General features: G+C 63.3%; 25 protein-coding genes and 2 pseudogenes. 8 read left to right on the top strand and 19 right to left on the bottom strand.

Annotated elements, in window-relative coordinates:
• Position 1 precedes the first annotated feature (1 nt).
• Positions 2–1,666, top strand: coding sequence for a ShlB/FhaC/HecB family hemolysin secretion/activation protein (locus ACNFBR_RS28355; protein WP_416737796.1), 1,665 nt, complete (start codon positions 2–4; stop codon positions 1,664–1,666).
• A 140-nt stretch (positions 1,667–1,806) separates the two neighbouring features.
• On the opposite strand, the gene ACNFBR_RS28350 is transcribed toward ACNFBR_RS28355, so the two are convergent.
• The 8 genes from ACNFBR_RS28350 to ACNFBR_RS28315 form a co-directional block, all read right to left on the bottom strand.
• The gene (locus ACNFBR_RS28350) at positions 1,807–2,583 is read right to left on the bottom strand and encodes a response regulator (RefSeq protein ID WP_416737795.1); all 777 of its coding nucleotides are present in this window, start codon (positions 2,581–2,583) and stop codon (positions 1,807–1,809) included.
• 119 nt (positions 2,584–2,702) lie between these two features.
• Positions 2,703–3,173, bottom strand: a complete 471-nt coding sequence (locus ACNFBR_RS28345) for an A24 family peptidase (protein WP_416737794.1) — start codon at positions 3,171–3,173, stop codon at positions 2,703–2,705.
• 283 nt (positions 3,174–3,456) lie between these two features.
• Positions 3,457–4,026, bottom strand: coding sequence for a DUF4136 domain-containing protein (locus ACNFBR_RS28340; RefSeq protein WP_416737793.1), 570 nt, complete (start codon positions 4,024–4,026; stop codon positions 3,457–3,459).
• 19 nt (positions 4,027–4,045) lie between these two features.
• A complete protein-coding gene (locus ACNFBR_RS28335; RefSeq protein WP_416737792.1) occupies positions 4,046–4,681 on the bottom strand; it encodes a DUF4136 domain-containing protein in 636 nt (211 codons plus the stop codon).
• Between the two features lie 22 nt (positions 4,682–4,703).
• On the bottom strand, positions 4,704–5,453 hold the full coding sequence (locus tag ACNFBR_RS28330) for a methyltransferase (protein ID WP_416737791.1): 750 nt from the start codon (positions 5,451–5,453) through the stop codon (positions 4,704–4,706).
• Positions 5,450–5,755 carry a MazG-like family protein gene (locus ACNFBR_RS28325; RefSeq protein ID WP_416737790.1) on the bottom strand — a complete coding sequence of 102 codons (306 nt, stop codon included), beginning with the start codon at positions 5,753–5,755 and terminating at the stop codon, positions 5,450–5,452. Before ACNFBR_RS28325 ends, ACNFBR_RS28330 begins: the two co-directional genes overlap by 4 nt.
• A 78-nt stretch (positions 5,756–5,833) precedes the next feature.
• Positions 5,834–6,685 (bottom strand): MaoC family dehydratase, encoded by an 852-nt coding sequence (locus tag ACNFBR_RS28320; protein WP_416737789.1) that lies wholly within the window; start codon positions 6,683–6,685, stop codon positions 5,834–5,836.
• Between the two features lie 2 nt (positions 6,686–6,687).
• Positions 6,688–8,040, bottom strand: a complete 1,353-nt coding sequence (locus tag ACNFBR_RS28315) for a 3-oxoacyl-ACP reductase (protein ID WP_416737788.1) — start codon at positions 8,038–8,040, stop codon at positions 6,688–6,690.
• Between the two features lie 117 nt (positions 8,041–8,157).
• On the opposite strand from ACNFBR_RS28315, the gene ACNFBR_RS28310 reads away from it, so the two are divergent.
• A complete protein-coding gene (locus ACNFBR_RS28310) occupies positions 8,158–9,435 on the top strand; it encodes an acetyl-CoA C-acetyltransferase (RefSeq protein WP_416737787.1) in 1,278 nt (425 codons plus the stop codon).
• A 195-nt stretch (positions 9,436–9,630) separates the two neighbouring features.
• Entirely contained in the window at positions 9,631–10,410 is a 780-nt protein-coding gene (locus ACNFBR_RS28305) for an AraC family transcriptional regulator (RefSeq protein WP_416737786.1), read from the top strand.
• A 105-nt stretch (positions 10,411–10,515) separates the two neighbouring features.
• On the opposite strand, the gene ACNFBR_RS28300 is transcribed toward ACNFBR_RS28305, so the two are convergent.
• The 5 genes and pseudogenes from ACNFBR_RS28300 to ACNFBR_RS28280 all read right to left on the bottom strand — a co-directional run bounded on the left by ACNFBR_RS28300 (position 10,516) and on the right by ACNFBR_RS28280 (position 15,873).
• The gene (locus tag ACNFBR_RS28300) at positions 10,516–11,244 is read right to left on the bottom strand and encodes a methyl-accepting chemotaxis protein (protein WP_416737800.1); all 729 of its coding nucleotides are present in this window, start codon (positions 11,242–11,244) and stop codon (positions 10,516–10,518) included.
• Between the two features lie 129 nt (positions 11,245–11,373).
• A pseudogene (locus tag ACNFBR_RS28295) lies at positions 11,374–12,261 on the bottom strand (cache domain-containing protein); the annotation flags it as partial.
• 366 nt (positions 12,262–12,627) lie between these two features.
• On the bottom strand, positions 12,628–13,038 hold the full coding sequence (cueR, locus tag ACNFBR_RS28290) for a Cu(I)-responsive transcriptional regulator (protein ID WP_416737785.1): 411 nt from the start codon (positions 13,036–13,038) through the stop codon (positions 12,628–12,630).
• Entirely contained in the window at positions 13,035–15,434 is a 2,400-nt protein-coding gene (locus tag ACNFBR_RS28285) for a heavy metal translocating P-type ATPase (RefSeq protein ID WP_416737784.1), read from the bottom strand. Before ACNFBR_RS28285 ends, cueR begins: the two co-directional genes overlap by 4 nt.
• 52 nt (positions 15,435–15,486) lie before the next feature.
• Positions 15,487–15,873 carry a hypothetical protein gene (locus ACNFBR_RS28280; protein ID WP_012270353.1) on the bottom strand — a complete coding sequence of 129 codons (387 nt, stop codon included), beginning with the start codon at positions 15,871–15,873 and terminating at the stop codon, positions 15,487–15,489.
• Positions 15,874–16,018: 145 nt separating this feature from the next.
• On the opposite strand from ACNFBR_RS28280, the gene ACNFBR_RS28275 reads away from it, so the two are divergent.
• Both ACNFBR_RS28275 and ACNFBR_RS28270 read left to right on the top strand, forming a co-directional pair.
• The gene (locus ACNFBR_RS28275; protein ID WP_416737783.1) at positions 16,019–16,216 is read left to right on the top strand and encodes a heavy-metal-associated domain-containing protein; all 198 of its coding nucleotides are present in this window, start codon (positions 16,019–16,021) and stop codon (positions 16,214–16,216) included.
• Positions 16,217–16,320: 104 nt separating this feature from the next.
• Entirely contained in the window at positions 16,321–17,502 is a 1,182-nt protein-coding gene (locus ACNFBR_RS28270) for a multidrug effflux MFS transporter (protein WP_416737782.1), read from the top strand.
• On the opposite strand, the gene ACNFBR_RS28265 is transcribed toward ACNFBR_RS28270, so the two are convergent.
• A complete protein-coding gene (locus tag ACNFBR_RS28265; RefSeq protein ID WP_416737781.1) occupies positions 17,453–17,650 on the bottom strand; it encodes a hypothetical protein in 198 nt (65 codons plus the stop codon). The two genes, ACNFBR_RS28270 and ACNFBR_RS28265, sit on opposite strands and share 50 nt — an antisense overlap.
• A 488-nt stretch (positions 17,651–18,138) precedes the next feature.
• On the opposite strand from ACNFBR_RS28265, the pseudogene ACNFBR_RS28260 reads away from it, so the two are divergent.
• A pseudogene (locus ACNFBR_RS28260) lies at positions 18,139–18,851 on the top strand (transcriptional regulator).
• 20 nt (positions 18,852–18,871) lie between these two features.
• On the opposite strand, the gene ACNFBR_RS28255 reads toward ACNFBR_RS28260, so the two are convergent.
• The 5 genes from ACNFBR_RS28255 to ACNFBR_RS28235 form a co-directional block, all read right to left on the bottom strand.
• Positions 18,872–19,819, bottom strand: coding sequence for an adenosine deaminase (locus ACNFBR_RS28255; protein WP_416737780.1), 948 nt, complete (start codon positions 19,817–19,819; stop codon positions 18,872–18,874).
• A gap of 86 nt (positions 19,820–19,905) precedes the next feature.
• On the bottom strand, positions 19,906–20,592 hold the full coding sequence (locus ACNFBR_RS28250) for an SDR family oxidoreductase (RefSeq protein ID WP_416737779.1): 687 nt from the start codon (positions 20,590–20,592) through the stop codon (positions 19,906–19,908).
• Positions 20,593–20,962: 370 nt separating this feature from the next.
• Complete coding sequence (locus ACNFBR_RS28245; RefSeq protein WP_416737778.1) at positions 20,963–21,547, bottom strand: IMPACT family protein; 585 nt, start codon at positions 21,545–21,547, stop codon at positions 20,963–20,965.
• A gap of 8 nt (positions 21,548–21,555) precedes the next feature.
• On the bottom strand, positions 21,556–22,218 hold the full coding sequence (locus ACNFBR_RS28240) for a TetR/AcrR family transcriptional regulator (RefSeq protein ID WP_012270360.1): 663 nt from the start codon (positions 22,216–22,218) through the stop codon (positions 21,556–21,558).
• A gap of 90 nt (positions 22,219–22,308) precedes the next feature.
• Positions 22,309–23,226, bottom strand: a complete 918-nt coding sequence (locus ACNFBR_RS28235; RefSeq protein WP_025337589.1) for a LysR family transcriptional regulator — start codon at positions 23,224–23,226, stop codon at positions 22,309–22,311.
• 118 nt (positions 23,227–23,344) lie between these two features.
• Here ACNFBR_RS28235 and ACNFBR_RS28230 point away from each other — a divergent pair, with 118 nt between their 5' ends.
• Entirely contained in the window at positions 23,345–24,691 is a 1,347-nt protein-coding gene (locus ACNFBR_RS28230; RefSeq protein WP_416737777.1) for an aspartate aminotransferase family protein, read from the top strand.
• A 73-nt stretch (positions 24,692–24,764) separates the two neighbouring features.
• Positions 24,765–26,258 (top strand): CoA-acylating methylmalonate-semialdehyde dehydrogenase, encoded by a 1,494-nt coding sequence (locus tag ACNFBR_RS28225; RefSeq protein ID WP_416737776.1) that lies wholly within the window; start codon positions 24,765–24,767, stop codon positions 26,256–26,258.
• The last annotated feature ends 245 nt before the right edge of the window (positions 26,259–26,503 follow it).

Genomic DNA, 26,503 nt, shown 5'->3' with positions numbered 1-26,503 from the left:
TATGCGTCCTCTGGCCGTGCCCCTGATACTGCTGCCCTGGGCGCTTGCGGCCCACGCCGAGCCGTTGCCGGGGTTTCTCGATAGCCATGAGTACGAGCGGCGGCTGCCCAGCGCTAATTTGCCGGTAGCGGCCTATCGCCCCCTTAGCCCCCACATACGGTTGGTCGCAGCGCCTATCGACAAGCCCGACTGGGCCTCGGCGGAAACACCGCTGGTGCTGCAAAAAGTGCGCTTCGAGGGCGGCACGGTGTTTCCCCTGAGTGACCTGCGCGAGCACTACCAACCGCTGGTCGGGCACGAAACCACGCTGGGTGAATTGCAGCGATACACCGAGCGCCTGACCCAGCGTTACCGGCAGGAGGGCTACTTGCTGTCGTATGCCTATCTGCCACCTCAGGATGTGGCCGATGGCAGGGTCAGCGTAGTGCTGGTCGAAGGTTACATCGGTGATTCCCGCGTGGACGGTGACATCGGCCCAGCCAGCGCGTATGTGCAGCAGTTGCTGGCGCGCCTCGAAGCCGAGCGGCCGCTGACGCGGGAAACGCTGGAGCGCTATCTGGGCCTGGCTGCGCGCTTGCCTGGAGTGGTGGTGGATGCCGAGCTGGCCACGGCGCAGGCCTCGACTGGCGCCGCCCGGTTGACCTTGCATGCGCAGCGCAAACCGTTCGGTGCCGCCATGACGATGGTCGATTCCAACCGTGACACTGCGCAGGCGTTGTTGATGGCAACCAGCAATGCCCAGACCCGTCATGCCGAACAACTCACGGCCAGCTGGCTGCTGCCCCCTGGGGACGACCAGGTCCATTACCAGCGCCTGGACTATAGCCAGTACCTGGATGCCGCCGGCAGCCAGCTGCTGCTGTCGGCATCGCGCTACCGCAGCGAACCCGGCACGCGCATACGCCTTGACGATGGCCGCGACATCACCCGCAAGCGCGACAGCGAGCGCTATGCGATAGGGCTGCGTCAGCCAGTGATCGTCAGGCCGGATGAGTGGCTGGCGGTGCAGGGCCACTTGTATGCAGTCAGTGAGCATGATGAAGACCGGATGGCCGAGCAGCCATCGTCTCGGGACTACGACACTTACGTGCGCGCGCTGTCGTTCGAGGGTGACTGGCGCAAGGTGGAGCATGGGCGTTTGCGGATTGTCAGTGCAGGGGTCTATCAGGGCTTGGATTACCTGGGGGCGCGTAGCGATGCCGACTACGATATGGATTTTCTGCGGTTGCGGCTTTCTGGCTTGCAGAGCGACAGGTTGTTGGATAACTGGCAGGGCGTGGTGTCTGGGGCGCTGTACTGGAGTGATGACCGGTTGCCCGACAGTGAACGTGCGGGGGTTGGCGGGCAGAGTTTCGGGCGAGGCTACCCGCGTGATCAGGCGGACGGGGACAAGGGCTGGGGTGTGGCTTACGAGCTGAACTACAGCATGCGGGGTAGCTGGCTGGCGCTGGTTCAGCCTTATGCGGTGGTGGATACCGCGCAGGCCTGGCATAACCGCAGGCCGGTGGAGGATGCTCATCTGGCTTCGGTGGCGCTTGGTGTGCGATTGGGGGATGGGCGCTTGTTCAATGTGGCGCTGGAAGTGGCCAAGCCGTTGGCGGATGTGGCATTGGATAGCCTTGACCGTGGGCCTCGGCTGACTGTGACAGTTGGTGTTCAATTGTGAGCGGGCGCTGTGGGAGCGGGCGTGCCCGCGAAGCATTCAACGCGGAATATGGCACCGGCTGCGCCGGTGTTCGCGGGCACGCCCGCTCCCACAGTGGTTGCGATGGGCTGTAGAGCTGCCAGGAATCTCGAAAAAACTACTCAATGTGTGGTAAACCGCTGATGCACCGGCGAAGAGCTAGGCGTCAGTGCCAGTGCCAGCTGGGTGCGGTTGTGCATGTGCGTCAGGCGCAACACCTGTGACACGTAAAGTTTCACGGTATTCTCGGTAATGCCCAGTTCACAGGCGATCTGGTAGTTGGTCTTGCCCTTGCTTACCAGCCGCGCCACTTCCAGTTGGCGTGGCGACAGCTTCTCGAACGCCGCTGGCAGCTCGCTTTCGCTTTCCTCCACATCGCTGGCACGCCGGTGGGTGCCTTGGCCACGGGCTTTTTCCAGGTCTTGATACAGCTCGTCCACCGACTCGGCCAGCTCCTGCAGGCGCTGGTTCAACCCACCCAGGTCACGTAAGTTGCGCTGGCGCTCCAGCAAGGCCTCTTCCTGCCGGCGCACGCCTGCCAGCAGTTCATCGAGGTCCATGGGCTTTTGATAGTAGTCGGCAAAGCCTTCGCGTAGCGCGCGGATCACGTCCTGTTTCTCGGCACGCCCGGTCAACATGATGGCTTCGAACATGCGTTGGCTGCCGTCGATTTCCTTCAAGGCCTGTACCAGCTCGATGCCATCGCGCTCCGGCATGTGCAGGTCACAGATGATCAGCCCGATAGTCGGGTCTGCCATATAGCGCTCGATGGCTTCGTCAGTCGAGTGGGCCGGTACGCATGCATAGCCCTGGGTTTCGAGGAATTCACACAGTTGTTCGACAATCACGGGTTGGTCATCAACCACCAACACCTTCACTTCACTCACTGGTCTGGACACGATCAACTCCCTGTTCGTATACGGCCCTGCTCCCGTGCCAGACGCTCTGGCAGCTTAAAAGTAGTCGCACTCAGCGAATATGTACAAGTCGTGTACAAGTCATCGGACCACTGGAAGGCTCATTGGATCCATACGGCCGTCAGAAGAAAACCTGCTAACACATAGGGGACGAATGCCTGTTTGTCGCCCATTTCTTCGGTCAGGGCCTGCAAACGCTTCTTTACCTTGGGATTGAGCAGCGTCCATAGGCGCCGACGCGTAAGCAGCCACACCAGCACACTGACGCCAGCGCCGATGAAGGTGCCGAGCACATATTGCGGGCTGGTGGCCAGGGCCAGGGCGCCCATCAGCTTGACGTCGTCGGCGCCGAAACGGCCAAGCATGTAGCCTGGCAGGGTCAGCAGCATGACGATGGCCAGCGCCCAACCGGCCTCGCTGGCATCGGCGCCGATCCAGCTGTGGCCGGTGGCGAACAACCAGACCAGGGCGCAGGTAGCCACGCCCAGGGTCAGCAGGTTGGAGATCTGGCGTTGACGCACATCCTGTTCGGAGCACAAGGCAAGCCACAGCAGGAGAACAATGCTTTGCATTGGCAGGTCGCCTTTCCCAAATGTTGAACACTTCTACCCGGTCAGTCAGGTTTCCTTAAGTGAAGATAGACGGGAACCTGCGGGGGAGTGGGCGGGAACGGCAAAAAGACGTGGCTGGAATGGATTTTGTCGTAGCTGGCACCCTTGCTTGCAACCTGTGGGAGCGGGCATGCCCGCGAACACGGGCGCAGCCCGTGCCATTCACCGCGGCGCCTGCTTCGCGGGCACGCCCGCTCCCACAGGTCCAGTGGAGCCATGGTGCTGCAAACGCCGCGTTTCAACGTTACTTCTTGCTACCCGGTGGGTAATTGGCCAACACCTTGGCCACGGTGTCGTGAATGGCGCTGTTGCGTTCTTCAGGGCTTGGTGGGTAGTTGTTCATGATCTGCTCGGCACTGCCGCGCCACACCAACTTGCCGTCACGCCCATCGAACATGTCGACCTGAATGGTGGCGACCTTGTAGTCGACACTGCGGGTTTCATTGTACATCGGGCCACCCCAGTAGCCGCCCCAGTAACCCCCCCAGCCACCGCCGTAGTTGGTGGTGATCTGTTGTTGCCGCTGCTCGACGATCAGGTAGGTGCGCACGCCCAGGTCAGGCCGTGCACCGCTTTGTGCCGGGCGCAGGCCGCGCTGGTCGAGCTGGTCGGCGACAGCCTGGCGAATGCGCTGCTCGGTGAGGTCGCTCTTGATCCGAGGATCGTCCGGGCGGTATTGCAGGCCCGGCTCCTGCCAAGCCCAGCTGCGGTAGGCGGCAAAATCGCGGCTGGCATCGAAATCCTGCTGGACGTTATTGCTGGAGCAGGCGGCGAGCAATAACGCGAATGACAGTAGAACGAGACGGCGCAACATGATGGTTCTCCGTTAGCTATTAACTGGGAGGATAGCCGCTGAGCGCCTTGTGCACAGAATCGCGCAAGGCACTTTCGCGTTCGCGCGGCGAGTCCTTGTCGCTGCCGCTTTCGGCGCTGGCGCTCCATACCGGTTGCCCGCTGCGGGCGTCGTACAGGTCGATGCGCACTACCATGACTTCAACCTCGTAGGTACGCACGATGGGCACGCTGGCATAGCCCCCATAACCATGGCGGTAGCCACCATAGCCGACACCACCATAGGGGTACGGCCCGTAGTAGGGGTCGTAGGTGTCGTAGTCACGCACCTGGCGCAAGCGTTTTTCCAGGCGCATGTCGGCGCTGACCAGCAAGTCGCCGGAGGCCCCACGGGCGGGGCGCAGGCCATGTTGGTCGAGTGCGCCGCTGACGGCATCGGCCAACTGCGCCGGGTCTGCGTTGGCCGAGCCACTGGGCAACTGGCCGTTGCGCCAGCTCCAGCTGCGGTAGCGCCCATAATCACGGGCGGGCGCCGGGTAGGCGCTGGCGTCGAAGGTGGTGGCCGCCTGGGCAGGGGCCGGTGGTAACGGTCGGCTGCTGGCCACGTAGGGGTTGCTGCCCTGGCAGCCAGCCAGGGCAATTGGCAGCAGGGCCAGGCACAACAGACGGTACGGCATGTATTCCTCCCGGCGGGGCGGGTTAGCGGGGGCGGCAGACCCAGTGCAGGTAACGGCCAAGCCCGGCGAAGCTGGGGTGGCGACGGTAGGCCAGTTCCATTTCCAGCAGGTCGAGCAGCTCGGCCTTGCCCTGGAATTCCTTGGGCATGTAGTCGTGGAACACCCGCACGCCGCTTTCGCTTTCAACCTGCCACATAGGTTCAAGTTGCGCCTTGAGTTCGCGTGGATCAAGCGGTTTCTGTGGGGTCAGGCTCTGCTTTTCACCTTCCAGACGGTTGCTGCGCAACTTGCGGAAATGGCCCTTGAGCAGGTTGCGGTAGACCAGTGCATCGCGGTTGTAGAAGGCCAGCGACAACCATCCGTTGGGGGCGGTGAGCTGGTGCAGCACAGGCAGGATGCTCTCGGGTTCGGCCAGCCATTCGAGCACGGCGTGGCACAGCACCAGGTCGTAGGGTTCGGTCAGTTGGCCGAGCAGGTCTTGCCAGGGCGCCTGAATGAACGTGGCCGGTTGGCCGGCTTCGGCAAACCGTGCACGCGCGCCGTCGAGCATGGGGGCTGCGGGTTCGGCCAGGGTCAGTTGGTGGCCGCGCTCGGCCAGCCACAAGGCCATGTGGCCCAACCCGGCGCCGATGTCGAGGATGCGTAGCGGGCGGTCGGGCAGCGCCTCGGCCAGGTCGGCCTGCAACACGGCCAGGCGGATCGCACCCTTGGCGCCGCCGTAGATCTTCTCGGCGAAGCGGGTGGCCAGTTCATCGAAATGACGGTCATTCATCGGGCGAAGCGCCTCTCGCTGTCGGCCAGCTTGGCCCGCACCACCTGGTCCATGTCCAGGCCCAGTTCGCTGCACAGCAGCAACAGGTAGAGCACTACATCACCGATTTCCTGGCCGGCGTGTGCCAGTTTGTCGGCAGGCAGCTGGCGCGACTCGTCTTCGCTCAGCCATTGAAAAATTTCCACCAGCTCGGCCATTTCGACGCTGGCGGCCATGGCCAGGTTCTTCGGGCTGTGGAAGCCGCGCCAGTCGTTGTTGTCGCGGATCTGGTGCAGCCGTTGGGTGATTTCTTGCAGGTTCATCGGGGGTCTCCTAATGCTGCATAGCTTCTGCGCAGGACCAACGCAAAGCAAGCGCATACCGCCTGGACAGGAACACCCCTACAGGCGACCCCAGCGCCCGACCATATGCAGCTGCCCTCCATGGCCATCCAGCCGTAGCTGACCCGATGGGCCCGCCTCACTGGCACTGAGCACCACCTCCGAAGGCAACCTCACCGGCTTGCGGAAGTCCACCTCGAAGGCATAGCCACTGTACGGCAGGTGCCCGCGCAACGCGGCCAGGGCCATGGCCTTGGTCCACATGCCATGGGCAATGGCTGTGGAAAAGCCGAACAACCGCGCACTGGCAGCGCTGAGGTGGATAGGGTTGTAATCCCCGCCAACCTTGGCATAACGCCGGCCGATATCACTGTCGGCGTACCAGCGGGTCGCTTCGGGCAACGAAGCAGGCTCCGCGTCGGCAGGCTCAATTGCCTCGCCTTCCAGCTTCAACCCACGCACCAACATGCGACTGGTCTCACGCCATAGCAGGCCGATGCCGTCTTCAGCCTCGGTGACCAGGTCGAAGGTGCCACCTTTGGCATGTGGTTGCAGGTTGTGCGCATACACCGCAACGCGCAGCCCTTCGATACCGCCAAGTGGGCGCAGCACTTCGATGCGGTTGTGCAGGTGCACCAGGCCCAGCAGCGGGAAGGGGAACTCATCGGCAGTCATCAATTGCAACTGCAGGGTAAACGCCATGACATGTGGATAAGTCGCCGGCAGCCGGCCATCGTCGGGAAAGTGACAAAGCTTGCGATAGGCGCCCAGATTGCTCGGCTCAACCCGGATGAAGCAGCGCAGGCCATCGTCCGGCAACTGCTCGCCACTGATCGTGCGCTTGCTGGCTGCACGCAGGTACAGGCTGGCGCGGGCCGCCGGGCTGTGCAGGTCGTGCCATTGTCGGCTCATGTTCATGCCCCCATCAGTGCCTGGCCGCATACCCGTAGCACCTGGCCGCTGACCGCCCCGGAGCCCGGTTGGCTGAGCCAGGCGATGGCCTCGGCGACGTCCTGCGGGCGCCCACCCTGGCCCAGCGAGCTAAGGCGTCGCCCAGCTTCGCGCAGGGCCATGGGCATGGCCGCGGTCATGTGGGTTTCGATAAAGCCGGGAGCAACGGCATTGATGCTGCCACCGTGCTCGGCGAGCCGGGGCGCCCAGGCCTGGGCCAGGCCGATCAGCCCAGCCTTGCTCGCGGCATAGTTGGCCTGCCCACGGTTGCCGGCGATGCCGCTGACCGAGGCCAGCAGGGTGATGCGCGCGTTTTCCCCCAGCGCGCCACTGTCATGCAGCGCCTGGGTCAGCACCTGCGGGGCCTTGAGGTTGACGGCCATTACCGCGTCCCAGTATTCCGGGGTCATGTTGGCCAGGGTCTTGTCACGGGTGATGCCGGCGTTGTGCACGACGATGTCGAGGCCGTCAGGCAGGGCCGCGAGCAGTTGCGTGGCGGCGTCGCTGGCGCAGATATCCAGTGGCAATGCCTTGCCGCCCAGGCGTGCAGCGAGGGCGTCGAGTTCCTGGCTGGCCTGCGGTACATCGAGCAGCAGCACGTCGGCGCCATCGCGGGCCAGGGTTTCGGCAATGGCCGCGCCTATGCCGCGTGCGGCGCCGGTGACCAGGGCCCGGCGGCCACCCAGTGGGCGGGTCCAGTCCTCGACGTGGCTGGCGCACGCCTGCAGGCGCAGTACCTGGCCGGAGATGAAGGCACTCTTGGGCGAGAGGAAGAAGCGCAGGGCGCCTTCGAGCTGGTCTTCGGCCGCGGGGGCGACATACAGCAGCTGGGCAGTCGCACCATTGCGCAGTTCCTTGGCCAGCGAGCGGCTGAAACCTTCAAGGGCACGCTGGGCAACGCTGGCCAACAGGTTGTCGAGGCTTTCCGGTGCACGGCCCAGTACCAGTACATGGGCGCATGGGGCCAGGCTGCGCAGCAGTGGCTGGAAAAATTCGCGCAACTGCTTCAGTGCATCGCTGTCGGACAAGTGACTGGCATCGAACACCACGGCCTTGATTTTCGGCCCCAGGCCGGCCACCCAGGCTGGCGCCTGCAGGTGGTCGGCATTGAAGTTGTAGACCTCGTCGGTCAGGCGCGGGGCGATGGCTTCGACCTGGTTTGCCAGTGGCCCGCCACCCAGTACCAGGGCACCTTCCACCGGGCGCAGGCGGCCAGCCTGCCAGCGCTCCAGCGGTGCCGGGCGTGGCAGGCCAAGGGCATCCACGAGGCGGCGGCCGAGATTGGAGTTGGCAAAACCGAGGTAGCGATCGCTCATGAGTGGTCTCCCGAAAGGCAAGCTTGAAAGTGTGGACCAACTTTGTGGCAGGGTCGTTCGAATGCGGTAAAAACACCTAGGCTGTACGGATCAAATTGTTTCAGGAGGAACAAGCGCATGCGTTCATCTCGCCGGGTCGCGATCCTGGGCGGCAACCGAATCCCCTTCGCCCGCTCCAATGGCGCCTACGCCATGGCCAGCAACCAGGCGATGCTCACCGTTGCGCTCGAAGGCTTGGTCGAGCGCTATCGGCTGCATGGGCTGCGCCTGGGCGAGGTGGTGGCCGGCGCGGTGCTCAAGCACTCGCGCGACATGAACCTGACCCGCGAGTGTGTACTGGGGTCGCGCCTGTCGCCGCAGACGCCGGCCTACGACATCCAGCAAGCCTGCGGCACCGGGCTGGAGGCGGCGCTGCTGGTGGCCAACAAAATTGCCCTGGGGCAGATCGACTGCGGCATTGCCGGCGGTGTGGACACCACCTCCGATGCGCCGATCGCTGTCAACGAGGGCTTGCGCCATATTTTGCTGCAGGCCAACCGTGGCAAAAGCCTGGGCGAGCGGCTCGAGCCCTTCCTCAAGCTGCGGCCTCATCACCTGAAACCCGAGTTACCGCGCAATGGCGAACCGCGCACGGGGTTGTCGATGGGCGAGCATTGCGAGCGCATGGCCCAAGCCTGGCATGTTGGCCGCGCCGAGCAGGACGCGTTGGCGCTGCTCAGCCACCAGAAGCTGGCCGCGGCTTATGCCGAGGGGTGGCAGGATGACCTGTTGACGCCGTTTCTTTCGCTGACGCGAGACAACAACCTGCGCCCGGATCTTACCCTTGAGCAGTTGGCCAAGCTCAAGCCAGCCTTTGACCGCAGCGGGCAGGGCACGTTGACGGCGGGCAACTCCACGCCGCTCACCGATGGTGCTTCGCTGGTACTTCTGGGTAGCGAGGAGTGGGCGCAGCAGCAGGGGCTGCAGGTGCTTGCTTATCTGGTCGATGGGGAAACCGCAGCGGTGGATTTCGTCACGGGTCGCGAAGGGTTGTTGATGGCGCCTGTGTATGCCGTGCCGCGCTTGCTGGCGCGCAATGGCCTGACGCTGCAGGACTTCGACTACTACGAAATCCACGAAGCCTTCGCTGCTCAGGTGCTGTGCACGCTGAAGGCCTGGGAGGATGCCGATTTTTGCCGCGAGCGGTTGGGGCTGGAAGCGCCGCTTGGCGCCATCGACCGCAGCAAGCTCAATGTCAAAGGCAGTTCGCTGGCGGCCGGGCACCCGTTTGCGGCGACCGGAGGGCGGATATTGGCCAACCTGGCCAAGCTGCTGGCGACGGCGGGCAAGGGGCGTGGGTTGATTTCGATCTGTGCGGCAGGGGGGCAAGGGGTGACCGTTATCGTCGAGCGGTGAAGCCAGCTTCATTGTCCAGGGTGCCTGCGTACATGTAGGAGCAGCCTTGTGCTGCGAAGAGGCCGTAACTGCCACAGGGTATCTTGTGCCCGTACCGGCCCTTTCGCAGCACAAGGCTGCTCCTACAGCGACGGCGACTGCCTTGATCACCCGCTAGCTGTTAGGCTTGTCCGGTCAGAACTACAAGAAACCGCCATGCCGATCATCGGACATCCCCGCGCTATCCCGGCGCTGGACCACTTGCCCAGGCCGCTCTACGCCCGTGCCGAGAGCCTCGGCGCCGGTTCCTGGACCACCCGCCACCAGCACGACTGGGTACAGTTTTCCTACGCCATCAGCGGCGTACTCGGCGTCTACACGCGCGACGGCAGTTACTTCGCTCCGCCGCAGTGGGGGGTGTGGATCCCTGCCGATGCCGAACACGAAGTGGTCACCTCGATGCAAGCCGAGATGCGCAGCCTGTATGTGCGCCGCGATGCTTGCCCATGGGCGCCGGAACAATGCCGGGTGCTGGAAGTGACGCCGCTGGCGCGCGAGCTGATCAAGCAATTTTGCCTGTTCCCGGCGAACTACCCGGAAGAAGACAGCGCCGAGGCGCGTCTGGTGGCGGTACTGCTCGACCAGTTGCGCACATTGCCGGAAGTTGGGTTTTCTCTGCCACTGCCCCGCCACCCTGGGTTGCTGGCGTTGTGCAATGGCTTGATTGCCGCGCCAGACCAGCCGCAGACCTTGCAACAGTGGGCGCGGGAACTGGGGTGTTCGGAGAAGACGCTGATGCGGTTGTTCCAGCGGGAGACCGGGCTGAGTTTTCGCAACTGGCGGCAGCGAATGCGGTTGTTGTCGTCGCTGGCGCTGCTGGAGGCGGGGGAGAATGTGACCGAGGCGGCGTTGGGGTGTGGGTATGACTCCACTTCGGCTTACATTGCGGCGTTCAAGCAGTTGTTTGGGGCGACGCCGGGGGAGCTCAAGCTCTAGTGTTGCCTGTGCTGGCCTCTTCGCGGGCAAGCCCGCTCCCACAGGTACAGGCAGTGCTCACCTGTGGGAGCGGGCTTGCCCGCGAAGAGGCCGGTAGTGGAAAACTCAGGTACGGAACCTGCGCACCAGCGCATCCAGCTCATTGGACAGCCCGGCCAGGCTCTCGGAGTCCTGGCGCGCAGCCAGGGCGAGTTCGGCCACCAGTTGAGCATCGCCGTGAATCTGGCTGATGTGGCGGTTGATGTCCTCGGCCACCTGATGCTGTTCTTCGGCCGCCGTGGCGATCTGCGTGTTCATGTCGCGGATCACGTCCACCGACTCGCGGATCTGCCCGAAGCTGTCGCGGGCCAGGCCGATACGGCTTACCGACTGCTGCGAAACTTCCAGGCTGGCATGCATCTGCTCGGCCACTTCGGCGGTGCGGCTGGCCAGGTTACCCAGCAAGCCATCGATCTCGGCAGTGGAGTCGGCAGTGCGCTTGGCCAACGCCCGCACTTCGTCGGCCACCACGGCAAAGCCGCGGCCCTGCTCGCCGGCACGGGCTGCTTCGATGGCGGCGTTCAGGGCCAGCAGGTTGGTCTGCTCGGCAATCGAGCGGATGGTGCCGAGGATCGACTGGATGGCGTTGCTGTCACGCTCCAGTTGCTGGATCGACTGCGCCGACTGTTCGATCTCTTGGCTCAGGCGGTCGACGCTGTGAACCGCCGCATCGATCTGCTGCTGGCCTTCGCGGGCCTGCTGCTGGCCGCTGTCAGCCGACTGCGCGGCCTGGCTGCAAGAGCGCGCCACCTCGTTGGCGGTGGCGACCATTTCGTGGAAGGCGGTGGAAACCATGTCCACGGCTTCGCGCTGGCGGCCGGCTGCCTCGGCCATGTCGCTGGAGACGCGGGTCGAGCTGCTGGAGGTGCTGAGAATCTTGCCGGCGGCAGCACCGATGTGCTGGATCAGGCTGCGGATGGCACCGAGGAACTGGTTGAACCAGCTGGCCAGTTGCGCGGTTTCGTCGCGGCCGCGGATTTCCAGGTTGCGGGTCAGGTCGCCCTCACCCTGGGCAATGTCTTCCAGGCCATTGGTGACGCTGTTGATCGGGCGCACGATCAGTTTGGCGAAGGCCGCACCGACCACGGCGAAGAGCACGGCCAGCACCACGGCGATGATGCCGATCAGCCAGGTCAGGCGGGTGGTGGTCTGCATCACTTCGCTTTGTTCGATCAGGCCGATGAAGGTCCAGCCCAGTTGCTCGTCGGGGTAGACGTTGGCCATGTAGCGCACGCCATTGAGCTCGACCTCGACCAAGCCCTTGCCGGCCTTGGCCAGCTCGGCATAGCCGTCGCCAACGCTCGCCAGTTGCTTGAAGTTATGGCCGGCGTCGCGTGGGTCGACCATCACGTTGCCGTTGCTTTCCACCAGCATCAGGTAGCCGCTTTCGCCCAGCTTGATCTGCTTGACGATCTCGGTCAGGCCCTTCAGCGAAACATCGATGTTGACCACGCCGCCGGGGTTGCCCAACTGGTTGGCCACGGCGCGCACGGTGCTGACCAGCACCGCGTCGTCGGCGGCCCAGTAGTAGGCGCCGGTCCGTACGGTCTTGCCTGGGTTGGCCATGGCCAGTTGGTACCAGGGGCGAGTGCGGGGGTCGTAGTTGACGAATTTCTGCCCGGCCGGCCAGCCGGTGTAGCCGCCATCGTTCACCCCGTAGGACAGGTAGGCATAGGCAGGATGCGAGTTGGCCAGGCTGGTCATGAACGCGAGGAGCTTGCTGGCCTGTTCGCCCAGCTCGTAGGACGGGGCAGCGCTCATGTACTTGTTCAGCTCGCTGCCCGTGGCGGCGACCATTGGCTGGGAAGCCATGTACTCGACGTTCTGGTTGATGCCCTGGAAGAAGATGTTCATCGCGTTGCTGACCTGGCGGATTTCCCGGCTGCTACCGTCGAGGAATCCGTCGCGGGCTTCGCCGCGCAGGTTGATGACCACCAGGGTGGCCACAAGGACGATGGGCAAGCCGGCGATGACCGCGAATGCCCAGGTCAGTTTCTGTTTGATGCTCATCGACGCTCCCGGAATTTTTTATTGTCGACACACGAGGCAGGTAGCCAGTGCATCGGCAGCATCCCGGTTAAATGAAGGCAAAACCCCCGTATTTATTGGATAAAGTCGGGTTTGGTGACTATTCGGTCGCGTTTGGACGCTTTTGGCATACCAAACGCTCATGACCATTCAGTGACAGCAGTTGCCGGCAGCGCCATTGGCCAGGTCCTTGAGGATCGGGCAATCCGGGCGGTCATCCCCCTGGCAGTGCGAAACCAGCTCACCAAGGGTGTCGCGCAGGCTCACCAGCTCCTCGATGCGCCGGTTAAGTTGATCGATGTGTTGCATCGCCAGCGCCTTCACATCGGCGCTGGCACGCTGGCGGTCCTGCCACAGGGTCAGCAGCTTGCCGACTTCCTCAAGGGAAAAACCCAGGTCGCGGGAGCGCTTGATGAAGGCCAGGCTGTGCAAGTCTTGCGCCTGATACAAGCGGTAGCCGCTGTCGCTGCGCGTGGCCGGTTTGAGCAGGCCGATGGACTCGTAGTAACGGATCATCTTGGTGCTGAGCCCGCTGCGGCGGGCGGCCTGGCCGATGTTCATGGCGCCTCCTGGGTGCTGCTGGTGGGTTTCCACGCCTTGAGCCACAGTGCGTTGCTGACCACGCTGACGCTGGACAGGGCCATGGCGGCACCGGCCAGTACCGGGTTGAGGTAACCCAGCGCGGCCAGCGGGATGCCGATCAGGTTATAGATGAAGGCCCAGAACAGGTTCTGGCGGATCTTCGCGTAGGTCTTGCGGCTGATCTCCAGCGCGGCGGGCACCAGGCGCGGGTCGCCACGCATCAGGGTGATGCCGGCGGCCTGCATGGCCACGTCGGTACCGCCACCCATGGCGATGCCGATGTCGGCAGCGGCCAGCGCCGGCGCATCGTTGATGCCATCGCCGACCATCGCGACCACGCCATCCTGCTTGAGCGCGGCCACTGTCGCGGCCTTGTCGGCCGGCAGCACTTCGGCATGCACATCGTCGATACCCAGGGCTTCGGCCACCACCTTGGCGCTGCCACGGTTGTCACCGGTCAGCAGGTGGCTGCTGATGTGCTGGGCATGCAGGGTGTCGATGGCTTGCGCGGCGCCAGGCTTGAGGCTGTCACCAAAGGCGAACAGGCCCAGCACGCGCGGTTGCGGGCCGCGTTCGATCAGCCACGACAGGGTGCGCCCTTCGGCTTCCCAGGCCTGTGCCCTGCTCGCCAGCTCACCGGGCTGCAGGCCGCTTTCGTCAAGCAGGCGGCGGTTACCCAGCGCCAGCTCACGGCCTTCAACGCGCCCGGCAATGCCGCGCCCGGTCAGCGATTGGCTGTCGGCCACGGTGGGCACGTCCAGCCCCAGGTCGGCACAGGCTTCCAGCACCGCCTTGGCCAGTGGGTGTTCACTGCCGCGCTGCAGGGCGCCGGCCAGGCGGTGCAGGTCGGCACTGCTGGCATCCTGCGCCTGGCTGTGAACCACCCGCGGGCTGCCGGAGGTAAGGGTGCCGGTTTTGTCGAACACCACGCGGTTGACCGCATGGGCCCGTTCCAGGGCTTCGGCATCTTTGATCAGGATGCCGTGGCGGGCGGCAACCCCGGTGCCGGCCATGATCGCTGCCGGCGTGGCCAGGCCAAGGGCGCAGGGGCAGGCGATGACCAGCACGGCGACGGCGTTGATCAGCGCGGTTTCCAGCGGTGCCCCAGCCAGCCACCAGCCGACCAGGGTGATCAGGGCCAGCACCAGCACGGCGGGGACGAACACCTGGCTGACCCGGTCGACCAGCTTCTGGATCGGCGCCTTGGCGGCCTGGGCGTCTTCCACCAGGCGGATGATACGCGCCAGCACGGTCTCGGTGCCCAGTGCCTGGGTACGCACCAGCAGCCGGCCTTCGCCATTGATGGCACCACCGGTGACGCTGTCGCCGGGTTGCTTGGGCACCGGCAGGCTCTCGCCGCTGATCAGGGCCTCATCGGCATGGCTGCTGCCGTCCTCGACCACACCATCGACCGGGAAGCGCTCGCCGGGCTTGACCAGTACCAGGTCGCCCAGGCGCAGTTGGGCGATAGCCACGTCTTCCTCCTGACCATCGACCACGCGCACGGCGCGTTCCGGGCGCAGGGCCTCGAGGGCGCGGATGGCACTGGCGGTCTGGCGCTTGGCGCGGCTTTCCAGGTACTTGCCCAGCAATACCAGGGCAATCACCACGGCCGAGGCTTCGAAGTACAGGTGCGGAGCCATGCCGGCGGGGGCCTGCGCCCATTGATACAGGCTCAGGCCATAGCCGGCGCTGGTGCCCAGGGCCACCAGCAGGTCCATGTTGCCGGCACCGGCGCGCACGGCCTTCCAGGCAGCTACGTAGAAGCGGGCGCCGAGAATGAACTGCACCGGCGTGGCCAGCAGGAACTGCGCCCAGGCAGGCAGCATCCAGTGCAGGCCGAACGGCTGTACCAGCATTGGCAATACCAGCGGCAGGGCCAGCAGCAAGGCTGCACCGACTGCCAGGCGCTCGTTGCGCAGGCGGCGCTGGGCAGCGCTTTGCTCGTCCTTTGCCGATTGCGGCAGGCTGGCGCTGTAGCCGGCCTTGTGCACGGCGTCGATCAGCAGGTTGTCATCGAGGGCCGCGAGCACTTCGAGGTGCGCGCGTTCGCTGGCCAGGTTGACGCTGACCTGCTCGACCCCGGGGACCTTGCCGAGGGCGCGCTCTACACGGCCGACACAGCTGGCGCAGGTCATGCCGCCGATCTGCAGTTCGAGGGTGCGGGTGGGCACCCCGTAACCGGCTTCGCGCACGGCGTCGACCAAGGCCGGCAGGCTGTCGGCCGGGGCCAGAACCCGAGCTTTTTCAGTGGTGAGGTTTACGCTGACCTGTTCAGCGCCGGTGACCTTGCGCAGGGCGCGCTCGACCCGGCCAGCACAGCTGGCGCAGGTCATGCCGGAAATCGGCAGGTCGTAAGTGGTGGATGCGGGCATGGCTCTCCTCCTTGGACAGGCCTCCAGCATCAACCTTGCCATGCGGGCAAGGTCAATAGCCCAGGTCGGCTCGTTTCAACTCCAGCCCATATTGCCCCATGGCGATGCGGTATTTGTTGATCTGGCCCGCCTGCAGGTTCAAACGTGTGCTGCGCTGGTCCTCGATACCGGCGGCGCAACCTGGCATTTGCCCAGGGAGCAGGCGCAGGCGCACATCCACAGGGCCTGGCGGCAGGTTGAACGACGTTGACTGTTCCTGGAATACGCGCCCGGAAAGCTGGTCGTTGAGGTATACGCCGATTTCGCAGCTGGTGGCCACTTCCAGGCGCTCCCGGGAAATGATCAGTACGCTGTAGGCCGAGTTGCCCTCGGCGCTGGCCGGTGGCACCACAGCCAGCGCGCCCAATAGCCCGACGACGCCCAATGCTGCCCTGAACATGAAGAATCTCCTGCTTGCCTGATCGTCAAAGGCGCAGCTTGGCCGACGCGGGCGCGGATTTCCACTCCGGATGTTGCAGGCAGGGCTTGACCTTGCCCTGATGGCAAGCTTGAAACTCGTGGAAACTCTTAAGGAGGTAACCCCCATGCAAGTGTTCAAAGTACAAGGCATGACCTGTGGCCATTGCGTGAAAGCCGTGACCCGCGCGGTACAGGAGCAGGATGCGGCGGCCAAGGTCGAAATCGACCTGGCAGCCAAACAGGTGCGGGTACAGAGTGAATTGGCGCCGGAGCAGATACTTACCGCCATTCGCGATGAGGGGTATCAGGCCGAAGTGGCCTGAACATCAACCTGCGGGAACCAGCAGGTTTGTTGCAAATGTTTTCACATTGATGGGGTCCACAGCAGGTAGAATCACTCACTTGCTTAGCCTGCTATGGATTCCTGATGAACCTGCGAATGGTGCTCATCCTGGGCGCACTCAGTGCGTTCGGGCCCTTGGCGATCGACTTCTACCTGCCCGCCTTCCCGGCCATGGCGCAAGCGTTCGCCACCGATGAAAAACACGTCCAGGCCACCTTGGCCGCCTACTTCCTCGGCCTGTCCATCGGGCAGTTGGCCTATGGGCCAGTTGCCGACCGCTTTGGCCGTCGCAAACCGCTGATGTTCGGCGTGACCCTGTTCACCCTGGCATCCTTGGCCTGTGCCTACGCCCCCAACCTCGACACCTTGGTGCTGGCGCGTTTTGTCCAGGCGCTGGGTGGTTGTGCTGGCATGGTGCTTTCGCGGGCCATCGTCAGCGACAAGTGCGACCCGGTAGCTTCAGCCAAGGTGTTCTCGCAACTGATGCTGGTCATGGGCCTGGCACCGATACTGGCACCGATGCTCGGCGGCGTGCTGGTGAACCTGGCGGGCTGGCAATCGATTTTCCTCGCCCTGAGTCTGTTCAGTGCAGGCTGCCTGTTGGCGGTCAGCCTGGGCCTGCCTGAAAGCCTGCCCCAGCACATACCGCGCCAGCCGCTGTCGGGTGCTGTGCGCCAGTACCTGCGGCTGCTCGCTGATCGGGCTTTCCTCGGCCATGCCCTGACTGGCGGTATCGCTATTGCCGGCATGTTTGCCTATATCGCCGGTTCGCCCTTCGTGTTCATCAAGCTGTATGACGTGCCCGCCGAGCATTACGGCTGGCTGTTCGGTACCAATGCCGCGGGCTTTATTCTGGTGGCGCAGGTGAACGCCCGCTTGCTGGCCAAACGCGGGCCGGCGTTCCTGCTGGCCCGCGCGGTGTGGCTATACCTGGTTGCGGGGCTGGTGCTGCTGGGCGTGGCGGCATTGCGACCTGCGCAGTTGTGGCCGCTGCTGGTGCCATTGTTCATCTGCATCGCCAGCCTTGGTTGCATCATCCCCAATGCGTCGGCCTGCGCCATGAGCGGGCAGGGCGCGCGGGCCGGCAGCGCCTCTGCACTGATGGGTTGCGTGCAGTTCAGCATTGCTGCCGGCGCGGCGGCGCTGGTCGGGCTGCTGCACGATGGCAGTGCGGTGCCAATGGCAATGGTGATCAGCCTGTGCGGGGCACTGGTGGTCAGTGTCGCGCTGCTGACCCAGCGTTTGCGGGCCAAGGCTCCCGCATGAGCGGGTGAGGTGCCTGCAGACGGGTTTCCAGCGTGGCGACGAAGGCACGTGCCTCGGCCTCGCTGCGGAAACTGACCACATGCTGATCGAGCTGGACTTGCCAGGGGCAGGCCGGGTTTCGGCTCGACGCACTAACGACAATTTTCATCGCGGCATACCTCCAGTAAGGGGAGCCGCTCAAGTGTAGCGCTGGCCCATCAGCCTGCCATGGTACCGCTTCGGTGTTCTGACTGACGGTAATCGGGTGCATTTTCCTGACGGCGTTCCCACTTTGGGCGCAATGCCTGCAAGCTTGCAGAACCTTCGCTTTGTTTCGCGCTACTTGCGGAAGTTTGCTGTGGGCCGCATCTGAAATTGCTGCAAGTCTGTTTACATCAAGATGTTGCAGCGCGTCCGTGTGGGCGTATCGGGGCCTTGTTTGAATAGGTTTCGGGTAGCTTTCCTGAGCCACTTCGCTGGTTGCCATGGGTAGGCATACCCAGTGGATTTTCGCCGTAGCGACATCGGCATCTGCTCGTCTGAACGACGTTTTCTGCGGCTTATACTGGCGAACCAGGCCCGTGCCAGCGAGAGGTGCTTCCCTGCCAGGGTTGGCCATCGCATCCACACAGTGAACTTGCAGGGAGTTACAGGGACATGAACGCAGCCAGCAGTATCAGCCAGATCGCCAGCCTGATGGCCGACCCCAAGCGCAGTGCCATGTTGTGGGCATTGATCGACGGCACACCGCGGTTGGCCAATGAGCTCGCGATCATGACCGGCCTGACTTCGTCGTCGGCTTGCGCGCACCTTTCGTTGCTGTCGTCGGCCGGTTTGCTCAGGCATGAAGCCAGGGGCCGCAAGCGCTACTTTCGCCTGGCCACCCCGCAAGTCGGAGCGGCGGTAGAGGCCTTGGCCAGTGTTCAACTGGAAAGCGCCAGGGGAGAGCGTGCCAAGGCGCCAGTATCAGCGTTGCCCATGTCGATGCGCCGGGCGCGCCGTTGTGGCGATCACCTGGGTGGGGAATTGGCCAGCGAGTTGTATCACCGTCTGGTGGTGACCGGCTGGCTAGAAGGCAACGGCCGAGAGTTGATGGTCAGTGATGAAGGGCGGGCGCAGTTGGCCTTGGTTGGGGTGTATATCGATGCCCTGGCACCCAATCAGCAACGAGGTTGCGTGATCTGCCGCTGCACCGAGTGGAATGACCAAGGCCCACACCTGGGGGGGTACTGGGCCAGGCCTTGTTCAGGTTATTCCTGCAATCTGGGTGGCTGCGCGAGGCCGAGGACGCGCGGGCCTTGCATATTTCGGCGCAGGGAATTCAGCGGATCAATCGTATAGCCCGTGTGGCGACGTTGCACGTTGGGTGAGTGCAACGTCGTCATGCTACTCAGACCAGGCGAGCGTCCAAGCTGTTCTGCGCCAGACGACGGGCCTGGTCTTCGGTCATGCCCAGGTGGGTGTACAGGGCGTGGAAGTTTTCCGTGACGTAGCCGCCGAAGTAGGCAGGGTCGTCCGAGTTGACCGTGACTTTCACACCGCGTTCGAGCATGTCGAGGATGTTGTGCTGGCTCATATGGTCGAACACGCAGAGCTTGGTGTTGGACAGCGGGCACACCGTGAGCGGGATCTGTTCATCGATGATGCGCTGCATCAGGCGCTCGTCCTCGATGGCACGCACGCCATGGTCGATACGCTTGATTTGCAGCAGGTCGAGGGCTTCCCAGATGTACTCGGGTGGGCCTTCTTCGCCGGCATGGGCAACGGCGACGAAACCTTCGCTGCGGGCGCGCTCGAACACGCGTTGGAATTTGCTCGGCGGGTGGCCCATTTCCGAGCTGTCCAGGCCAACGGCGATGAACGCATCGCGAAACGGCAGGGCCTGGTCGAGGGTTTTCTGCGCTTCATCTTCGCTGAGGTGGCGCAGGAAGCTGAGGATCAGGCCGCTGCTGATGCCCAGTTGCTCACGGCCATCTTTGAGCGCCTGGTTGATGCCATTGAGCACCACTTCGAAGGGGATGCCGCGGTCGGTGTGGGTCTGTGGGTCGAAGAACGGTTCGGTGTGAATCACGTTCTGGGCCTTGCAGCGTTGCAGGTAGGCCCAGGTCAGGTCGTAGAAGTCCTGCTCGGTACGCAGCACATCGGCACCCTGGTAATACAGGTCGAGGAACTCTTGCAGGTTGTTGAAGGCATAGGCACCGCGCAAGGTCTCCACATCGGCCCAGGGCAGGGCGATCTTGTTGCGCTCGGCCAGGGCGAACAGCAACTCGGGCTCCAGCGAGCCTTCCAGGTGCAGGTGCAGTTCGGCCTTGGGCAGGGCGTTCAACCAGTCATACATAGTGGTTCATCTCAATCAGGTACGGTTGCCGCCATTCTACAGGGGCCGGCCGGGCAATGCGCCCAGCCGGGCTGCGACCGGGTGAATCACCAGACCAGGGGTTCGCCTTTGTAGTTGATGAAGCGCAGGCCGCCGTTACCGCTTTGGGCCTTGATCTGTTCGAGCATGCCACGGGTGCTGGTGAGCACATCGATTTCGGCGTTCTCGCCGCCCATGTCGGTTTTCACCCACCCTGGGTGCATGGCCAATACGCACAGGTCCGGGCGTTGCTGCTCGACGACAAAGCTGTTGATCATCGAGTTCAGTGCCGCCTTGCTGGCTTTGTACAGGCAGATTTCACCGCCGTCGGGAATGGTCACGCTGCCCAGGATAGAACTCATGAACGCCAGAACGCCTTTGCCTTCGCGTACCTGGCCTACCAGGCGGCGAGCCACGCGGATCGGCGCCACGGCGTTGGTCATGAACAGGTCGCCGATGTCCTTGTTCTGTACCGTCTCCAGGTCTTGTGGCAGCGGACCCATGACGCCGGCATTGATGAATACCAGGTCGAACACCTGACCTTGCAGGCGTTGCTTAAGGCCGTCCAGCTGAGCGGTGTCGTTCATTTCCAACTGCTCGATGCGTACGCCGGGCACTTGGGCCAGGGCGCCGGGCTGCTGGGGGTTACGGACGGTGGCGGTGATGGCCCAGCCGTCTTCGTGCAGACGTTGTACCAGGCCCAGGCCAAGCCCGCGCGAGGCGCCGATGATAAGTGCGGTTTTTGCGATAGCCATGTGAGCGCGCTCCGTGGTCGGTGGCGAAGAAAGGTATTGAGGATAATGCACGGCGGCAGTCGCTGCCTCGCCTATGGCTGTACAAAAAACGAGCAACTGCGCCGGGGCCCTGTATGGCCGGGCGCTTCGCCTGTTGGCGCACGGGTTATCCACAAGCTGGTCCACAGTTATTGTGCGCAAGCCGTGGTCGCTGCATGCAGGCCCGCCATGCATCGTGTTGGGGATAACTCCTGTGGTTTCAGCAATTTGCGGCTGTCATCAAATAGTGATCAAAATATGATCAAAGCGCTGCGCGCCTTGAAAACAGCAGGCTGCAGGCGAGTGCCCCAAGCTTATCCACAGGCACGCCCACAGTTGTTGTGGGCAATGTTCAGCGTGCTTCGAGCAAAATGCGCCCGCGGCTCAGGTCGGCCAGTTGTTGCTGCAAGGGTGCGAGGTGGGTGTCGCCAAGGGCAATCAACAGGTCCACGCCATTGGCGGTGAATTGTTCATCCAGAACCAGGCCGTCGACTTCGGCCAGGCGCAGCTTCACCAGTGCCAGTTCGCTGAAACTGCAGCTGCAGGTGAACTCACTGCGCTGTACCAGCAGGCGCTTGGGTGCTTGTTGCAGGCACTTGTTGGCGCCGCCGCCATAGGCCCTGGCCAAGCCGCCGGTTCCCAGTTGGATGCCGCCGTACCAGCGGATCACCAGCACCACCACCTGGTCGCACTCCTGGGCCTCGATGGCCGCCAGGATCGGCCGCCCTGCGGTGCCGCCAGGCTCGCCGTCATCGCTGCTGCGGTACTGCGCCCCGAGCTTCCATGCCCAGCAGTTGTGGGTGGCGGCGAGGTCGCTGTGGCGCTCGATGAAACTCATTGCGTCGGCGGCACTGCTGATCGGTCCGGCGAGGGTGATGAAGCGGCTTTTGCGGATTTCCTCGCGGTATTCGCAGAGGTCGAGCAGGGTAGATGGCATAAGAGTGGTCAGGCAGCCGGCTTGATGCCGCAGCCCTTCAGAATGATGTGGATAAGGTTGTTGCTTGCGTCTTCCATGTCCTGCTTGGTCAGACGGCTGCGGCCGGTAACCTGGCAGATCTGGGTGGCGAAGTCGGCGTAGTGCTGGGTGCTGCCCCACAGCAGGAAAATCAGGTGCACAGGGTCGACCGGGTCCATTTTGCCGGCTTCGATCCAGGCCTGGAACACTGCAGCCCGGCCACGGAACCATTCGCGGTAATCGGCACTGAAGTATTCGGTCAGGCAGGTGCCACCGCTGATCACTTCCATGGCGAAAATCCGTGAAGCTTGCGGGTTGCGGCGGGAGAACTCCATCTTGGTGCGGATGTACTGGCTCAGGGCTTCACCGGGGTCGTCCTCGACGCTCAGCGCATTGAAGGTGCTGTCCCACAACTCGATGATGTTGCTGAGCACGGCAATGTACAGGCCCAGCTTGTTGGTGAAGTAGTAATGCAGGTTGGCCTTGGGCAACCCCGCTTTGAGTGCGATGGTGTTCATGCTGGTGCCTTTGAACCCATGGCGAGCGAATTCGTCTTCGGCGGCCTGGATAATGGCCTGTTCGTTCTTCTGGCGGATGCGGCCCGCGGGCTTGCCCGAGGCGGAGAGGCGATGCGCAGGGACTTCTAGGGTCATGGACGATTCCGTACGGGGCAGTGGCTGCGGCTGTCGGACAAGATTACCTGCCTGCGCCGAAGTGACAAGCGTTTGCGGCAGAGACTGGCATTAACGTGTCGCTGCCAGGCTTTCGAGGAAGCTTTCCAGTACCAGGTTGGGGCGCCGGCCTTTGCGCGTTACCCAGCTCAGGCTCAGGTCATAAAAGCGCTGCCGGGGCTTGAGCGCACGCAAGCGGCCTTGCTGCACCCAGAATGTTGCGTAGTGGTCGGGCAGGTAGCCGATGTAGCGACCGGTCAGGATCAGAAACGCCATGCCCTCGCGGTCCGAAGCGCTGGCCGTGCAGTTCAGCGCCTGGTAATGCGCCTGGATTTCGGCCGGCAGGCGGAAGGTAGGGGTGATGGCTTCCTGGCTATTGAGGCGGTCATCGTCGATTTGCTGGTCATCGGCATAGAACAGCGGGTGGCCGACCGCGCAGTACAGCAGCGAGCGTTCGCTGTACAACGGTTGGTACTCCAGGCCCGACAGTGGGCTGGTCTGCGGCACTACGCCCACGTGCAAGCTGCCGTCGAGCACGCCGTGTTCGACCTGGCTGGGCGCGATCATGCGGATCTGGATGCGCACATCGGGGCCGCGGTCCTTGAGTTCGGCCAGGGCATGGGTGATGCGCATGTGCGGCAGGGTCACCAGGTTGTCGGTCAGGCCAATGTTCAGCTCACCTCGCAAATGCTGGTGCAGGCCGTTGACCTCGGTGCGGAAGCTTTCCAGGGCGCTGAGCAGTTGCAGTGCCGAATGGTAGACCTCACGGCCTTCCTCGGTCAGCGAGAAACCGGCACGACCGCGCTGGCACAGGCGCAGGCCAAGGCGTTGTTCGAGGTCGTTCATCTGCTGGCTGATGGCCGAGCGGCCAATGCCCAGGACGTTTTCGGCGGCCGAGAAGCCACCGCATTCGACGACGCTGCGGTAGATTTTCAGCAGGCGGATGTCGAAATCGCTGACTTGGGCGAGTGGATCGGGGCGTCGGCTCATTAGTTTAGTCAGTACCTGTCTGAAGATTAGAAATGTAGGCTTTTTCAGACTTTATCGCCGTGCCAATTTAGCTGCAACAACATCCATCGTTGCCTAATCGTCTTTCGAGGAACCGCCGATGAACATGCCCGAAACCGCTACCGCCGGTATCGCCAGCCAGCTCAAGCTGGATGCCCACTGGATGCCCTACACCGCCAACCGCAACTTCCAGCGTGATCCACGTCTGATCGTGGCGGCCGAAGGCAACTACCTGGTCGATGACCAAGGGCGCAAGATCTTCGATGCCCTGTCCGGCCTGTGGACCTGCGGCGCCGGGCACACCCGCAAGGAAATCACCGACGCGGTGACCCGCCAGTTGGGTACCCTGGACTACTCCCCTGCGTTCCAGTTCGGTCATCCGCTGTCGTTCCAGCTGGCGGAGAAGATTGCCGAGCTGGTTCCGGGCAATCTCAATCACGTCTTCTATACCAACTCCGGTTCCGAGTGCGCCGACACCGCACTGAAGATGGTACGTGCCTACTGGCGCCTGAAAGGCCAGGCGACCAAGACCAAGATCATCGGCCGCGCCCGTGGCTATCACGGGGTGAACATCGCCGGTACCAGCCTGGGTGGCGTAAACGGTAACCGCAAGATGTTCGGCCAATTGCTGGACGTGGACCACCTGCCTCACACCGTATTGCCGGTGAACGCCTTCTCCAAAGGCATGCCGGAAGAGGGCGGTATCGCCCTGGCTGATGAAATGCTCAAGCTGATCGAGCTGCACGATGCCTCCAACATTGCAGCGGTTATCGTCGAGCCGCTGGCAGGTTCGGCCGGTGTGCTGCCGCCGCCGAAGGGCTACCTGAAGCGCCTGCGTGAAATCTGCACCCAGCACAACATCCTGCTGATCTTCGACGAAGTGATCACGGGCTTCGGCCGCATGGGGGCGATGACCGGCTCGGAAGCCTTCGGTGTTACCCCAGACCTGATGTGCATCGCCAAACAGGTGACCAACGGCGCCATCCCGATGGGTGCGGTTATCGCCAGCAGCGAGATCTACCAGACCTTCATGAACCAGCCGACTCCGGAATATGCCGTGGAATTCCCGCACGGCTATACCTACTCGGCGCACCCGGTAGCCTGCGCCGCGGGTATCGCCGCGTTGGACCTGCTGCAGAAGGAAAACCTGGTGCAGTCCGCCGCCGAACTGGCGCCGCATTTCGAGAAGTTGCTGCACGGCGTGAAGGGCACCAAGAACATCGTCGATATCCGTAACTACGGCCTGGCTGGCGCCATCCAGATCGCCGCCCGCGACGGTGATGCCATCGTCCGCCCGTACGAAGCGGCCATGAAACTGTGGAAGGCTGGCTTCTATGTGCGCTTCGGTGGCGACACCCTGCAGTTCGGCCCAACCTTCAACACCACGCCGCAGGAACTGGACCGCCTGTTCGATGCCGTCGGTGAAACCCTGAACCTGATCGACTGATCTTTCTGATTTTGACGGCAGGTGCGTGCATGTATCGCGCGCCTGTCTCTACCTTCTTTATCTGGAGTTTTGCATGAGCATTGTTCAGCACCTGATCCACGGCGAGCTGGTTACCAAGGGTGAGCGCACCGCCGATGTCTTCAACCCGTCCACTGGCCAGGCCGTTCGCAAGGTCGAGCTGGCCAGCCGCGCAACCGTGCAGGAAGCGATCGACTCGGCCAAGGCGGCCTTCCCGGCCTGGCGCAACACCCCTCCGGCCAAGCGCGCCCAGGTGATGTTCCGCTTCAAGCAACTGCTGGAGCAGAACGAAGCCAAGATTTCGCAGATGATCAGCGAAGAGCACGGCAAAACCCTGGAAGACGCAGCTGGCGAGCTGAAGCGTGGTATCGAGAACGTCGAGTTCGCCTGCGCGGCCCCAGAGGTGCTGAAGGGCGAGTACAGCCGCAACGTCGGCCCAAACATCGACGCGTGGTCCGACTTCCAGCCGCTGGGTGTGGTTGCCGGTATCACCCCGTTCAACTTCCCGGCAATGGTGCCGCTGTGGATGTACCCGCTGGCCATCGCTTGCGGTAATGCATTCATCCTCAAGCCTTCCGAGCGTGACCCAAGCTCGACCTTGTTCATCGCCCAGCTGCTGTTGGAAGCTGGCCTGCCGAAAGGCATCCTCAACGTGGTGCACGGTGACAAGGAAGCGGTGGATGCGCTGATCGAAGCGCCGGAAGTAAAAGCACTGAGCTTCGTGGGCTCGACTCCGATTGCCGAGTACATCTATGCCGAAGGCACCAAACGCGGCAAGCGCGTGCAGGCCCTGGGTGGCGCGAAGAACCATGCAGTGCTGATGCCGGATGCCGACCTCGACAACGCCGTCAGTGCGTTAATGGGTGCAGCATACGGTTCGTGCGGCGAGCGCTGCATGGCCATTTCGGTTGCGGTGTGCGTGGGCGACCAGGTGGCCGATGCCCTGATTGCCAAGCTGGAGCCGCAGATCAAGGCACTGAAGATTGGTGCCGGCACTTCGTGCGGTCTGGACATGGGCCCGCTGGTGACTGCTGCTGCCCGTGACAAGGTAGTAGGTTACATCGATGACGGTGTTGCTGCTGGCGCCAAGCTGGTGGTGGATGGCCGTGGCTTGCGTGTATCCGGTAATGAGGATGGCTACTTCGTGGGTGGCACCTTGTTCGACAAAGTGACTCCGGAAATGCGCATCTATAAAGAAGAGATCTTCGGCCCGGTGCTGTGCGTGGTGCGTGTGAGCAGCCTGGAGCAGGCCATGCAGCTGATCAATGACCACGAGTATGGCAACGGTACCTGCATCTTCACCCGTGACGGTGAGGCGGCGCGCCTGTTCTGCGACGAGATCGAAGTGGGCATGGTGGGTGTGAACGTGCCGCTGCCGGTGCCGGTGGCCTATCACAGCTTTGGTGGCTGGAAGCGTTCGCTGTTCGGTGACTTGCATGCCTATGGCCCGGATGGTGTGCGCTTCTATACTCGCCGCAAGGCGATCACCCAGCGTTGGCCACAGCGGGCCAGCCATGAAGCGTCGCAGTTTGCATTCCCTAGCTTGTAAGGGATGAAGCAGAAGCGGGGAGGCCGGAAGGCCTCCCCGCTTTGTTTTTGGGGGGTGTTGCTGTTGTGGGTGTCGGGGTGGCTATGGGCTTGCCTTGGGATGGCATTGGCTGTGAAAGGTGCCTGCCTTTGTTTTTGTGGCGCCTATGAGATCGAGCGCCGCCCGCGCGGCGCATCGCGAGCTTTGCTCGCTCCTACGTTTGTTTCGGGCCAGTGTTGCCTGTGCCATTTGCGCGCGACCGCCTT

This window comes from Pseudomonas sp. NY11955, assembly GCF_048068035.1.
Classification (GTDB): Bacteria; Pseudomonadota; Gammaproteobacteria; order Pseudomonadales; family Pseudomonadaceae; genus Aquipseudomonas.
This window is presented reverse-complemented; position numbering and strand designations above follow the sequence as displayed.

Excerpts from the sequence above, each read along its gene's own strand:
- ACNFBR_RS28355 (WP_416737796.1), top strand. The coding sequence starts at position 2 with ATGCGTCCTCTGGCCGTGCCCCTGATACTGCTGCCCTGGGCGCTTGCG.
- ACNFBR_RS28345 (WP_416737794.1), bottom strand. The coding sequence starts at position 3,173 with ATGCAAAGCATTGTTCTCCTGCTGTGGCTTGCCTTGTGCTCCGAACAG.
- ACNFBR_RS28340 (WP_416737793.1), bottom strand. The coding sequence starts at position 4,026 with ATGTTGCGCCGTCTCGTTCTACTGTCATTCGCGTTATTGCTCGCCGCC.
- ACNFBR_RS28335 (WP_416737792.1), bottom strand. The coding sequence starts at position 4,681 with ATGCCGTACCGTCTGTTGTGCCTGGCCCTGCTGCCAATTGCCCTGGCT.
- ACNFBR_RS28330 (WP_416737791.1), bottom strand. The coding sequence starts at position 5,453 with ATGAATGACCGTCATTTCGATGAACTGGCCACCCGCTTCGCCGAGAAG.
- ACNFBR_RS28325 (WP_416737790.1), bottom strand. The coding sequence starts at position 5,755 with ATGAACCTGCAAGAAATCACCCAACGGCTGCACCAGATCCGCGACAAC.
- ACNFBR_RS28320 (WP_416737789.1), bottom strand. The coding sequence starts at position 6,685 with ATGAGCCGACAATGGCACGACCTGCACAGCCCGGCGGCCCGCGCCAGC.
- ACNFBR_RS28315 (WP_416737788.1), bottom strand. The coding sequence starts at position 8,040 with ATGAGCGATCGCTACCTCGGTTTTGCCAACTCCAATCTCGGCCGCCGC.
- ACNFBR_RS28310 (WP_416737787.1), top strand. The coding sequence starts at position 8,158 with ATGCGTTCATCTCGCCGGGTCGCGATCCTGGGCGGCAACCGAATCCCC.
- ACNFBR_RS28305 (WP_416737786.1), top strand. The coding sequence starts at position 9,631 with ATGCCGATCATCGGACATCCCCGCGCTATCCCGGCGCTGGACCACTTG.
- ACNFBR_RS28300 (WP_416737800.1), bottom strand. The coding sequence starts at position 11,244 with ATGGTTTCCACCGCCTTCCACGAAATGGTCGCCACCGCCAACGAGGTG.
- cueR (WP_416737785.1), bottom strand. The coding sequence starts at position 13,038 with ATGAACATCGGCCAGGCCGCCCGCCGCAGCGGGCTCAGCACCAAGATG.
- ACNFBR_RS28285 (WP_416737784.1), bottom strand. The coding sequence starts at position 15,434 with ATGCCCGCATCCACCACTTACGACCTGCCGATTTCCGGCATGACCTGC.
- ACNFBR_RS28280 (WP_012270353.1), bottom strand. The coding sequence starts at position 15,873 with ATGTTCAGGGCAGCATTGGGCGTCGTCGGGCTATTGGGCGCGCTGGCT.
- ACNFBR_RS28275 (WP_416737783.1), top strand. The coding sequence starts at position 16,019 with ATGCAAGTGTTCAAAGTACAAGGCATGACCTGTGGCCATTGCGTGAAA.
- ACNFBR_RS28270 (WP_416737782.1), top strand. The coding sequence starts at position 16,321 with ATGAACCTGCGAATGGTGCTCATCCTGGGCGCACTCAGTGCGTTCGGG.
- ACNFBR_RS28265 (WP_416737781.1), bottom strand. The coding sequence starts at position 17,650 with ATGAAAATTGTCGTTAGTGCGTCGAGCCGAAACCCGGCCTGCCCCTGG.
- ACNFBR_RS28255 (WP_416737780.1), bottom strand. The coding sequence starts at position 19,819 with ATGTATGACTGGTTGAACGCCCTGCCCAAGGCCGAACTGCACCTGCAC.
- ACNFBR_RS28250 (WP_416737779.1), bottom strand. The coding sequence starts at position 20,592 with ATGGCTATCGCAAAAACCGCACTTATCATCGGCGCCTCGCGCGGGCTT.
- ACNFBR_RS28245 (WP_416737778.1), bottom strand. The coding sequence starts at position 21,547 with ATGCCATCTACCCTGCTCGACCTCTGCGAATACCGCGAGGAAATCCGC.
- ACNFBR_RS28240 (WP_012270360.1), bottom strand. The coding sequence starts at position 22,218 with ATGACCCTAGAAGTCCCTGCGCATCGCCTCTCCGCCTCGGGCAAGCCC.
- ACNFBR_RS28235 (WP_025337589.1), bottom strand. The coding sequence starts at position 23,226 with ATGAGCCGACGCCCCGATCCACTCGCCCAAGTCAGCGATTTCGACATC.
- ACNFBR_RS28230 (WP_416737777.1), top strand. The coding sequence starts at position 23,345 with ATGAACATGCCCGAAACCGCTACCGCCGGTATCGCCAGCCAGCTCAAG.
- ACNFBR_RS28225 (WP_416737776.1), top strand. The coding sequence starts at position 24,765 with ATGAGCATTGTTCAGCACCTGATCCACGGCGAGCTGGTTACCAAGGGT.